The following is a 12,107-nucleotide window of genomic DNA, read 5'->3' as shown; positions in this document are numbered from 1 at the left end:
GGCGGGCGGAGACAAATTACCGAGCGCAGATTGAAACAAAAGAAAAAGAGAGGTCAAGACATGTTTAAGTACATAATTAAACGGCTTTTACAGCTCATACCCGTTCTCTTCGGTGTATCCCTGATTGTGTTCTTTCTTATGCGTGTATGCGCACCGGACCCGGCGCCTATCGTTCTGGGTCAGCACGCAACCAGGGAGAGCATGGAGGAATGGCGTGAAGCCAATGGGCTGAATGAACCTGTGGTCACACAGTATGTTGATTTTATCAAAGGAGCAGTCACCGGTGATCTGGGAACTTCCTATTATACAAAAGCACCTGTGACAAAAGAGATTGCCAGCCGTTTTCCGGCAACAGTGGAGCTGGCTATTATAGCGATCATCCTGGCAGCTATTTTCGGTATTATTATCGGCGTGGTGTCTTCTGTGAAGAAGAACTCCATATTTGATAACGGAGGTATGCTGCTGTCCCTGGTCGGTGTATCGGTGCCTATTTTCTGGCTCGGAATCATGCTGATCATCCTGTTTTCCGGCATCCTTCACTGGCTGCCTTCCAGCGGACGTATTGACCCGTCTCTGCGCCCGGACACAGTGACAGGTTTTATGATCATTGACAGTATCATCCAGGGAGATACGGTAGCTTTGAAGGACGCTGTCGTACATATGGTACTTCCGGCAGTGACCCTGAGTCTGTATTCCATGGCCATCATTGCCCGTATGACACGTTCCAGTATGCTGGAGACCCTGAACCAGGATTATATCCGTACAGCCAGGGCAAAAGGTATCAGCGAAGGCAAGGTGACAAGAAAACATGCGCTGAGAAATGCAATGCTTCCCGTCACCACCGTTATCGGTCTGCAGCTCGGCTCTCTTTTGGGAGGTGCTGTGCTGACAGAATCTGTGTACGCATGGCCGGGTATCGGCAACTACACAGTACAGTGTATTATGAAATCGGATTTCCCGGTGGTGCAGGGCGTGGTTCTGCTCATTGCAGTGATATTCGTGCTGATGAATCTTATTGTGGATGTGATCTATGCGTTTCTGGATCCGCGTATTAAGTTTGAGAAGAAGGAGGTGTAACCGTCATGCGGAAAAAACAACAGGTACAGACAACAGGGGAGGCACTGGAAAAACCGGAATCCCAAATCCGCGTGATGTGGGACACCCTGAAAAAGAACAAAGCAGCAGTGGCAGGCCTTGTAGTGATTCTGTTTTTCCTATTTTTAGCTGTTATGGGAGACTGGCTGGCTCCCTATGACCCGGAATACTCTGATATGGGGCACACATTTGTGGCACCCTGCAGGGATTACTATTTCGGAACAGACCAGCTTGGACGTGATATCTTTTCACGTGTGCTTTCGGGTACGAAGATTTCTCTTTTTGTAGGTGTGGCTGCTGTGGCTTATTCCCTGCTGATCGGGACCGTGCTTGGCTCAGTGGCAGGCTATTTCGGAGGGAAGGTGGACTCCTTTATCATGAGATGTATGGACATCATGCTCTCAATCCCATCCATTCTTCTGGCCATCACCTTGATGGCAGCCCTTGGCAAAGGACTTGACAAGGCCATCATTGCCATCGGTACGGTATCCATTCCGGAGTACGCGCGTATTGTGCGAAGCTCCATTTTGTCTGTCAAGGAAAATGATTATGTGGCGGCTGCCAAGGTTGTGGGAAACTCTGACAGGAGAATCATTTTCCACCACATCCTTCCTAACGTGGTCAGCTCCATTGTGGTAAGGGCAACCCTGGGTATCTCCACTGCCATTCTGGATACGGCAGCTCTTGGATTTTTAGGTATGGGCGTGCAGCCTCCCATGGCAGAGTGGGGAGATATGCTGGGGCGTGCGAGAACTTATATATTCTCCGCTCCCTACACACTGATTTTCCCGGGTCTTGCCATTACCCTGGCAGTGCTGGCATTCAACCTGTTTGGTGACGGCCTGCGGGACGCGCTGGACCCGAAAGAACGAGTATAAGGAGGACCGTATCATGTTGTTGGAAGTAAAAGATCTGGAGACAGAATTTAAAGTAAAAAGAGGTACGGTCAAGGCGGTAAACGGTGTCAGCTTTGAAGTGGACAAGGGAGAGATCCTGGCAGTTGTGGGAGAGTCCGGTTCCGGAAAAAGTGTTACCTCCCTCTCCGTTATGGGCCTGATCCGTGATCCGGGCCGTGTGGCAGGGGGAGAGATCCTGTTTAACGGTGAGAACCTGTTAAAGAAGAGCACAAAGGAGATGCAGGCTGTCCGCGGGGACAAGATCTCCATGATCTTCCAGGAGCCAATGACCTCCTTAAACCCGGTGTACAGAGTCAAAGACCAGATCATGGAGACAATTCTGACCCACACCACCATGAACAAAAAGGAGGCTCTTAAAAGAGCCATTGAAATGCTGGATCTGGTAGGGATTCCTGCGCCGGAACAGCGCGTGAACGACTATCCCCATCAGATGTCAGGAGGTATGCGCCAGCGTGTCATGATCGCCATGGCACTGGCCTGTGACCCGGAGCTGCTGATCGCGGATGAGCCTACAACAGCCCTTGACGTGACCATCCAGGCACAGATCCTGGATCTGATCAACCGACTGAGGGAAAAGCTGGGTATGGCAGTGCTGCTGATCACCCATGATCTGGGTGTTGTGGCTGAGACTGCAGACAAAGTAGTGGTTATGTACTGCGGCCGTGTAGTGGAGCAGGCAACCGTGGAGCAGCTTTTCACGAAACCTCTGCACCCCTATACACAGGGGCTTCTGGATTCCATCCCGAAAATGGATGAGGACAGAGAGCGGCTTTATATGATCAAAGGTATCGTACCGGATCCCATCCATCTGCCAAAGGGATGTTCCTTTGCAGACCGCTGTGACAAATGCATGGAAAAGTGTAGAGAGCATATGCCGAAGCTGTCCGTCACAGAGGATGGAAGAAAAGTAAGATGCTTCCTGGTAAGCGACGAAGTGGAGGGTGAGTAAGATGAGTGAAGAGAAGAAAGAAGTCCTTTTGGAGGTAAAACACCTGAAAAAGTATTTCGATGTGGAGACAAATTTCTTCGGAAAACCCACCGCTGTTTTAAAAGCTGTGGACGATGTATCATTTAAAATATATAAAGGTGAGGCCCTGGGCCTGGTAGGAGAGTCCGGCTGCGGCAAATCCACCATCGGCAAAATGCTGGTGGATCTGTACAAACCAACCGCCGGTGAGATCCTGTACGACGGAAAGGATATCTCCAAGCTCTCCACAAAGGAGAGGCGGAAATACTGTAAGGATATTCAGCTCATTTTCCAGGACCCCTATGCATCCTTAAATCCCCGTATGACAGTGGGGGATATTATCGGAGAGCCGATCCGCATCAACAAACTGATGCCGGATGACCAGGTGGAGGACAGGGTTACATATCTCATGAACTGTGTAGGCCTTGCAAACCACCAGAGAAACCGTTATCCCCATGAGTTCTCAGGCGGACAGAGGCAGAGGGTGGGCATTGCCCGTGCGCTGGCTGTACAGCCCAAGCTGATCGTCTGTGATGAGCCGGTATCCGCGCTGGACGTATCCATTCAGGCACAGGTACTGAACCTGCTGGATGACTTAAAGGAGGAGTTCGGCCTTACCTATCTGTTCATCGCCCACGGACTGAATGTGGTGAAACACATCAGCGACCGGGTTGGCGTTATGTACCTGGGCAAGCTGATGGAGGTGGCAGATAAGCGTGAGATCTATGATAACCCGCTGAACCCTTACACACAGGCACTGCTGTCAGCCATCCCCTCCACGGATATTACAAAGAAAAAAGAGAGGATCATCCTGACAGGAGATGTTCCCACACCCATAAATCCTCCGGCAGGCTGCCGCTTCTGTTCCCGCTGCTTTAAGAAGACAGAAGGGTGCGATACGGTGATCCCGGAATTAAAGGATAATGGAAACGGACATATGGTCGCCTGTCATCTCTATGACAAATAATAAAATCCTTCCTATAAAATACAGAGACAGCCCCGGCGGATTCGCTGCCGGGGCTGTCTCTGTATTTTATAAGAAGGATTTTGTCAATCAGGCTTTTTTACCCTTTTTTGAAACTGCGGTCATTACGCCAAGTGCTGCTGCAGAGAGGAGCATGATCATGGTGTAGTCCTCGTTTCCTGTCTTCGGGGATTTTTTGGCAGCAGTGGTTGTCTTCTTTGTTTTGGCTGCTGTTGTTTTGACCGGAGTTTTTTCTGCTTTTGCAACCTGTACCACAATACCGATTGGAGAAAGGCTTGTGAAGGTGGCTGTCACGGTTCCGTTGCCCACACTGTCCGGCTTAATATATTCAATTTCTCCGGTCAGGTTTCCGTCCGCATCTGTGAGATAATGAACCACGGTCACGGTATCACCTGGTTTTACACCGTCAACTTTAAAGGTCAGAGTAACTTTGCCGCTGTATTCTTCGCCGGCTGCAGTTGCAACGCCTACTTCATATAAGCCGACCAGCTTTCCGGGAGCTTTGCTTGTGTCGATCTGTTTCGATAACTCTTTTACCACATCTTCATCCACTTTGTTGTAATCCAGGGCGATGGTGACAAGAGAAGTGCCGTTTTCCCCCACAGCAGATACTTTGTCAGTTGCAGCCTTTTTGAGGAACTCTTCTTCCTCCGGTGTCAGGCCGTCATCATCAGGGTCTTCTTTTGATACATCCCCTCCGCTGGCAACAGGCGCGGCGTAAGCGGTCATGGCGGTTGCCATGGTCAGCACTGCTGCAGTCACTACAGCCAATAACTTTTTCATCTTCATCTTTTTAAATCTCCTTTCAAAGTAGAAATATTATATAAAGCCGTGCTGCTTTATATTCCCCCTGACGGCTGTGTCTCAGTAATCCTCGCTGGAAGTGAGCACTGCCTGTACAATAAAACGCCTGTCATTTTGTCCTCCGTTTTCGCATGTAGACAGGGTAATGATCTTATCCGCAGAAGTTACCTGTACATCTTTTCGCAGATGCTGTTTCGGCATGGTACCGCTCTTTATATTGTCCAGATAGGACTGGAATAAAGCGGTATCCCCGTTCATGCTGGGTTCCCCCAGAATATGGCTGTCATCAATCTGTCCGCAGTTAAAGACAGTATATGTAAGCAGTTTATAATCTTTTGTATAGATAAGAATCGTGGGATGCGTATCAAAATAAGCCTGATCTTCATACTGATGGAGAGAGCCGAACATGGACTGATCTCGCTGGTTATGTCCATAGAGAATGGTGTTGGAATCACTCATATCCAGGCTGTTGATGCTCTCAATGAAAATGGCGCCGGGCTGTACCTGATTACCTGCCGGGTCGTGGTTGAGATAGTAGGTATCGTCTGACGGATGGCATAGGAGCGGATAGTCTATGACGGTATCGGGAATGGTGATCCAGGCAAAGATATCTTCATTCTGTTCTCTCAGCCCTTCAAAATCAATGGGGAAGGATTTCCTTTTCTTTTCTTTTTCAAGAGCTGCCTGCCTTGCGGCTTCCTCCTCCGCAGCTTTTTTAGCCCGCTGTGCTTCTTCCTCTTCCTGCCGTTTCATTTCCTCTTCTGCTTTTTTGTCCTCTTCCTCCTGCTGCTTTCGTGCCAGTTCCTGCAGCCGTTCATATTCCTTCTGCGCTTTTGCGTCCTGAACCTTTGTGTTCACAAAAGCACAGGTGCTGATCACAAATATAGCTGCGATCACCAGAAATAAAATACGGAACCATTTGCTGTTTCTGTTCATGCTTTCTGTGCCCCCATATATTTGTTGGTATTGCACTTATAAATATCATTATACCATGATATGAAAATAAGTAAAGGAAGAAATGGTTAAAATGACGAATAATCTTTCTTGTTTTCGCTTTTTTTGATATAATATATCTAAATGTTGTGGGAGGAAGACTATGAGCGAACTTTGCGAAAAAGGAAGAAAGGTTTACATCTGTCTGGTGGCGGGCGTGTTTCCGCTGTTCTTTACAGATTATTATTATAATATACAGAAGTCAAAAAGCTGTTTTTTTATTGCGGTTACCATTGCCGCGGCCGTTTTTTGGTGTGTGACAGCGTTTATGGGGCAAAGAGGAAACCGGAAGGCGGAGACGGCGGATATCTGCTTCTTGTCTCTGGGGGCAGCGGTGCTGGTATCCTCGGTCCTGTCTCCTTACGGGATGGCATCCTTTACGGGAAGCGGAGGGAGATGGGCGGGAGCCCTGCTGTATGTGTGTATGTGCCTGTGTTATCTGCTGGTATCAAGGAACTGCTGCGACCTATCCTTCTTTTCCCTTATATTCTATACCATCGGGGCAGTGACCGCAGCGGTAGGGATTCTGCACTTTGCGGGCGTGGATTTCTGGGGGTTTCTGGAACACGTTCCTGAGGGGCTTACAGGAGCCTATCTTTCCACCATTGGGTACAGCAACATTTTTTCCGGGTTCTGCGCACTGCTGGCGGTTTCCGCTATGGCGGGATTCTGCCTGGGCGGGGAGCGGGAGGTTCTGGCTGTCTGTTTTATAGGATTTCTGGGATTGTTCGCAGGAAACAGTGACGGGGGCTTTCTGGGAGTTTTCGCCGGATTCCTTTTCCTGCCCGCAGCCTTTTACAAAAGTAAGATATATCTGTACAGGATCACACAGACAGGGGCTGCCTTTTCTGCGGCCTGCTTTGCAGCCTGGCTTCTGGGGAAAAGGGCAGTCTGCAGCTATACGGCACTGCCCGGATACCTGGCATCCTGGCAGACAGCGGCAGCGGGACTGGTGTTATCTGCCTGTCTGTACGCGGCAGTGAGATGGGGCCTGAAAGAGGATTGGTGGAAACAGGCGGCAGCCGGAGTGCACCGTTATTATATGCTTTGCCTGGGCGGGGTGGCGGCGATAGGGGGACTTGCTTTCGGGCTGGTGAACGCAGGGGTGCTGCGGGGACCGGGTTTTCTTCGGGTCACGGACTTTTGGGGCAGTAACCGGGGATATATCTGGAAACGGACCTGGGAGCTTTTTTTGGAGGCGCCGCCTGTGCGGAAGCTGTTCGGATACGGACCTGATACACTGAAACTTCTCATGATGCAGACAAGCAGCGGAGAGATGGTAGAAAAGACGGGGCAGATTTACGACAGTGCCCACAATGATCTCCTGCATCTGCTCCTTACCACCGGAATCTTCGGGACAGCCGCCTGGGCGGGGTGTTTTGCCGGTGTATGCCGCGCGGTGTGGAAAAACAGAAGAGAGGAGATATATCCCTGGCTGATTCCCTTTCTCTGTATGTTTCTTCAGGGGTTCATCGGAATCCTTCAGCCGGTGACCACACCTTTTTATTTTCTGCTGGCAGGCCTCTGCGTGGGCCTGTCCCGGAAAGATGTCTGAATATTCAGGCTGCCGGGCATGCCGTGAACCGTAATATATTTGGAAGTTTATGCAACTTTAATAAATAGATTTGTTGACACACCTACTGGAAAGACATATAATTTTTACATTAGACTGACCGGTCAGTCGGTCGGCCGATCAAAAATACAGGAGGACTTCAAATGTTATCGCGTTTTAGTGTGAAAAAGCCCTATACCGTCATTGTGGCGGTGGTGCTGGTGATTCTTTTGGGCGTGGTGTCTGTGACGAAGATGAACACGGATCTGCTGCCCAGCATGAATCTGCCCTATGCAATTGTAATGACCACCTATGTGGGAGCCAGCCCCGAATCGGTGGAGGAGACTGTTACAAAGCCTATTGAACAGAGTATGGCAACAGTCAGCAATATCAAGAATGTAAGCTCTGTTTCCAGGGAAAATGTATCCATGGTGATCCTGGAGTTTGAGGAGACCACCAATATGGATTCCGTGTCACTGGAGATGCGGGAGAATCTGGATCAGATCAAAGGGTACTGGGATGACTCGGTGAGCAATCCTATTATTATGAAGCTGAACCCGGATATGCTTCCGGTCCTGGTGGCAGCCGTGGATGTGGATGGCCTTACGGCTGCGGAGCTTACCGATTACATAGAAGATAATGTACAGCCCAATATCGAGAGCATAGATGGGGTTGCCAGGGTTTCCCAAAGCGGCGGCGTCACCGAGAGTGTTGAGGTGCGGATCAACCAGGAGAAGCTGGATGCCATGAACCGTAAGGTTCAGGATGCCATAAACGGCAAGTTCGCCGAGGAGGAGCAGAAGCTCAATGATGCCCAGGCAGAGCTGGATTCCGGAAAAAGTGAGCTGGAAAGCGGTCAGAGTGAACTGGAAAACGGCCAGAATGAAGCGGCCTCCCAGATTGGGGAGGGAAGCGGACAGCTCTCCCAGGCCCAGAGTGAACTGACGAAAAGTGCGGCTGAGGTGGATATGCAGCTTCAGAACCTGGAGAGCAAACAGACAGAGCTTGACAGTCAGTCCAAGCTGCTGCAGGCCACAGAGGAAGGCCTGAACCTGACTGTGGAAAAGCTGACAGAGGCAAAGAATAAACTCCTGGAGGCCCAGGAGGGGAGCCAGAAGCTGGAGGAAGGGATTGCGGCGATTCAGGGGCAGATAGAAGAGCTGGAAGAACAGCTGAGTGCCCTGACACCTGAAAAACCTGACAGTATGACAGATGAGGAATGGCAGCAGGCCATTGCCCAGCTCACAGCAGCCAAAGAGGAGATGGAGAACAAAAAGGCGGAGATGGAGCAGCAGCTTGCCGCTCTGAATGAGCAGCTTTCCAAGCTTGACCCTGTTGAGGTAGTGGATAAAGGGCTGGATGCCGCTAACAAAGGACTGCAGGAAATCGCAGGGGCAAAAGCCCAGCTTGCAGAGGGCCAGGCCCAGTTAAGCGCAGGGATACAAAAGCTGCAGGAGGCAAAGGCCCAGATCGAGGCAGGACAGTCCCAGATGAGCGCAGCTCAGATCCAGCTTGAGACCCAGAAGATCATGGCCTCCATTCAGCTCAGTTCCGCTTCTTCCAAGATTGCCATGGGAACGGCCCAGTTGGAGGCAGCCCAGTCCCAGCTTGACTCAGGCAGGGAACAGTTAGATGAGGCGAAGGAACAGGCGCAGGACAAAGCGGACTTAAATACGATCCTGACATCTGATATGGTTAAGGGTATCCTCACGGCAGAGAACTTTGCCATGCCTGCAGGCTACGTGACGGAGGACAACAAGGAGTATCTGGTCAGAGTAGGAGATAAGGTGCAGGATGTGGACAGTCTGGGGGATCTGGTCCTTCTGGATCTGAAGCTGGACGGACTTGCATCCATCCGTCTGTCTGATGTGGCTGATATCAGCGTTACCGATAACTCCGCAGACGTGTATGCCAAGATCAACGGCAACCCCGGCGTGATGCTCTCCATAGAGAAGCAGACCGGATATTCCACGGGGGATGTGGCAGATAAGATTCTGGAGCGTATGGATGAACTGGAAAAGGAAAACAACGGTCTGCATTTTACAACGCTGATGAATCAGGGTATTTATATTGATATGGTTGTTAATTCTGTTCTGCAGAATATGCTGTACGGCGGTATTCTGGCAATCCTGGTGCTGTTTTTATTCCTGCGGGATATTAAGCCTACTTTTGTCATTGCCTGCTCCATCCCCATCAGTGTGGTGGCAGCTCTGGTGCTCATGTATTTCTCAGGAGTTACGCTTAATATTATTTCCCTCTCAGGACTTGCCCTTGGTGTCGGTATGCTGGTGGATAACTCCATTGTTGTTATAGAGAATATATACCGCATGCGAAGCCTGGGAATACCTGCCAGAAAAGCTGCTGTGGAGGGCGCGAAGCAGGTGGCGGGAGCCATCGTCTCCTCCACTTTGACAACGGTGTGCGTATTTGCGCCTATTGTATTTACAGAGGGAATTACCCGTCAGCTCTTTGTGGATATGGGTCTGACCATCTTCTATTCCCTGGTGGCCAGCCTTGTCGTGGCGCTGACACTGGTGCCCATGATGTCCGCCGGACTTTTAAAGCGGGCGGAGGCAAAGCCGTCAAAGTTTCTGGATAAGGTACAGAACTTTTACGGTCGTATGATCCATAAGACACTGACGCACAAAGCCTGGGTGCTTTTGGGAGCCCTGGTTTTGTTTCTGGGAAGCATGTACCTGTCCGTGCGCAAGGGTACAGAATTTTTCCCGTCCATGGAGAGCACACAGGCAAGCATGACTGTGACCACGGATAAGGGAACGCCGCTGAAGGAGACTGCGGCGAAAGCAGATGAGGTCATTGAAAAAATTTCCGATATAGATGATATTGAGACCATCGGAGCCATGGCCGGAGGCTCCTCCATGTCTATGGGCGGAAGCTCCACCAATGAAGTCACCATGTACCTGGTGCTGAAGGAAGATAAGAAGCTGGACAACGGACAGCTTGAGAAAGAAATACTGAAAAGAACCAAGGATGTAGAGGGCTGTGAGGTGGTGGTTTCCACTTCCAATATGGATATGAGCGCCCTCGGCGGCAGCGGTATACAGATAGAGATCAAGGGAAAAGACCTGGAACAGCTCCAGGAGATTGCCACAGACCTGGCCGGCAAGATTGAAAAAGTGGAGGGCACCCAGAATGTCAGTGACGGCTTGGAGGAGACAGACTCCCAGTACAAGGTGGTTGTGGATAAATCAAAAGCCATGCGGCACGGCCTGACTGTGGCACAGGTGTTCCAGGAGATAAATAAGAAGATCGCTGAGGCCACAAGTGCCACCACTATCTCCACAGCAACCAAGGATTACGACGTATATGTCAGAAGCGAGAAGGATGAATCCCTCACAAGGGAACAGATCGCGGACATAACCATCCAGACTACCAATGCGGAAGGGGAGACAGAGGAGATAAAAGTGGGGGATATCGCCGACTTTGAGGATTCCGTAAGCCCCCAGGCGATCAACAGGGACGGACAGTCACGCTATATGTCCGTGACAGCGGAGATCGCGTCCGGTTATAACATCGGGCTTGTAAGCCAGGATGTACAGAAGATCCTTGACAAATACACCATACCGGAGGGGTACACAGTTGAAATGAAAGGTGAGGACGAGAGCATCAATGAGGCCATGGGGCAGCTCCTTCAGATGCTGGCGCTGGCGCTTGTGTTCATGTACCTGATCATGGTGGCACAGTTCCAGTCCCTGCTCTCTCCGTTCATTATCATGTTCACCATTCCACTGGCATTTACAGGCGGTTTCCTGGGCCTTCTTGTCAGCAACAAGCCGGTCAGCATTGTGGCAATGGTTGGATTTGTCATGCTGTCGGGCATCATTGTAAACAATGGTATCGTGCTTGTGGATTACATCAATCAGCTCCGCAAGGACGGCATGGAAAAGAGGGCGGCGATCGAGGAAGCCGGCCGTGCCCGTCTGCGCCCCATTGTAATGACAGCGCTCACCACCATCCTCGGCCTTGTCACTATGGCTATGGGCATGGGTATGGGTGCGGATATGGTGCAGCCCATGGCAATCGTCACGATCGGAGGTTTGATCTACGGTACACTGCTGACCCTGTTTGTGGTGCCGTGTATCTATGATATACTGAACCGCCGTCATTATAAAAAGGATGAGGAGAGATTAGTGGATGAAGGAGAAGCTCAGTGAGAAGGAACTGGCTCTTTTTCAGGCGGTCATCGACCTGATAGAGGAAGATGCGGACATTCACTCCATTAAAGTATCTGATATTACCAACCGGGCCGGGATCGGAAAAGGCACGGCGTATGAATACTTTTCCAGTAAGGAGGAGATGGTGGCAAAAGCCATCATCTGGTCCGGGGAGAAAATGTTTCAGAAAATTATGGAGATACTCCGAACGACCGGAAGCCTGAAGGGACAGATTATGGCAGTGCTGGATTTCATCGAGACAGAGATGAGTGAGAGCAGATGCAGCACACAGCTTATGCGTCTGCAGGGGCAGGAGTGCAGAATGAAGGAGAATCTGTACAGGGAATTTACAAAATTCGGCGGCCCCCAGTGCCAGGTGGAGAATGTGCTCCGCATTCTCATGGAACAGGGAAAGCAGGAAGGGACCATCCCTGTAAAGATGCCGGAAACATTTGTGACCATGGTATTGATGGCCGGATTTATGAGTTATTTTGTATACCTGCTTGAGGGACTGGAGACAGAGGAGGTTCCGAGAGAGCAGACGAAAGAATTTTTACAGAGAAATATTCTGCTGGCTTTCAGCAGCAGCGAAGAACAGAAATAAGAGAGAGGGGATCCG

At 50.4% G+C, this 12,107-nt stretch carries 9 protein-coding genes; 7 read left to right on the top strand and 2 right to left on the bottom strand.

Going from position 1 to position 12,107, the window contains the following annotated elements; all coding sequences use genetic code 11:
- The first annotated feature begins 60 nt into the window (after window positions 1-60).
- From WMO65_RS14630 to WMO65_RS14615, 4 genes are read left to right on the top strand one after another with little or no spacing between them, the layout of a single operon-like run.
- Complete coding sequence (locus tag WMO65_RS14630) at window positions 61-1,077, top strand: ABC transporter permease (protein WP_033142762.1); 1,017 nt, start codon at window positions 61-63, stop codon at window positions 1,075-1,077.
- A 5-nt stretch (window positions 1,078-1,082) separates the two neighbouring features.
- Entirely contained in the window at window positions 1,083-1,973 is an 891-nt protein-coding gene (locus WMO65_RS14625) for an ABC transporter permease (RefSeq protein ID WP_033142763.1), read from the top strand.
- Between the two features lie 13 nt (window positions 1,974-1,986).
- Window positions 1,987-2,961: an ABC transporter ATP-binding protein gene (locus WMO65_RS14620; protein WP_033142764.1), complete on the top strand. Its 975-nt coding sequence runs from the start codon at window positions 1,987-1,989 to the stop codon at window positions 2,959-2,961.
- Between the two features lies 1 nt (window position 2,962).
- Window positions 2,963-3,946: an ABC transporter ATP-binding protein gene (locus WMO65_RS14615; protein WP_054352864.1), complete on the top strand. Its 984-nt coding sequence runs from the start codon at window positions 2,963-2,965 to the stop codon at window positions 3,944-3,946.
- An 87-nt stretch (window positions 3,947-4,033) separates the two neighbouring features.
- On the opposite strand, the gene WMO65_RS14610 is transcribed toward WMO65_RS14615, so the two are convergent.
- Both WMO65_RS14610 and srtB read right to left on the bottom strand, forming a co-directional pair.
- Window positions 4,034-4,753, bottom strand: coding sequence for a hypothetical protein (locus tag WMO65_RS14610; protein WP_148393474.1), 720 nt, complete (start codon window positions 4,751-4,753; stop codon window positions 4,034-4,036).
- A 75-nt stretch (window positions 4,754-4,828) separates the two neighbouring features.
- Window positions 4,829-5,704: a class B sortase gene (gene srtB, locus WMO65_RS14605; protein ID WP_052099632.1), complete on the bottom strand. Its 876-nt coding sequence runs from the start codon at window positions 5,702-5,704 to the stop codon at window positions 4,829-4,831.
- Between the two features lie 160 nt (window positions 5,705-5,864).
- Between srtB and WMO65_RS14600 the strand changes: the two genes are divergently transcribed.
- From WMO65_RS14600 to WMO65_RS14590, 3 genes are all read left to right on the top strand, one after another.
- The gene (locus WMO65_RS14600; RefSeq protein ID WP_148393473.1) at window positions 5,865-7,316 is read left to right on the top strand and encodes an O-antigen ligase family protein; all 1,452 of its coding nucleotides are present in this window, start codon (window positions 5,865-5,867) and stop codon (window positions 7,314-7,316) included.
- 161 nt (window positions 7,317-7,477) lie between these two features.
- Window positions 7,478-11,488 (top strand): efflux RND transporter permease subunit, encoded by a 4,011-nt coding sequence (locus WMO65_RS14595; protein WP_148393472.1) that lies wholly within the window; start codon window positions 7,478-7,480, stop codon window positions 11,486-11,488.
- On the top strand, window positions 11,469-12,092 hold the full coding sequence (locus tag WMO65_RS14590; protein WP_033142769.1) for a TetR/AcrR family transcriptional regulator: 624 nt from the start codon (window positions 11,469-11,471) through the stop codon (window positions 12,090-12,092). Before WMO65_RS14595 ends, WMO65_RS14590 begins: the two co-directional genes overlap by 20 nt.
- Window positions 12,093-12,107 lie beyond the last annotated feature (15 nt).

It is taken from the genome of Blautia caccae (genome assembly GCF_040095955.1).
GTDB classification, from domain to species: Bacteria; Bacillota; Clostridia; order Lachnospirales; family Lachnospiraceae; genus Blautia; species Blautia celeris.
The sequence above is the reverse complement of the archived record's forward strand: the minus strand, read 5'-3'. Positions and strand labels throughout refer to the sequence as shown.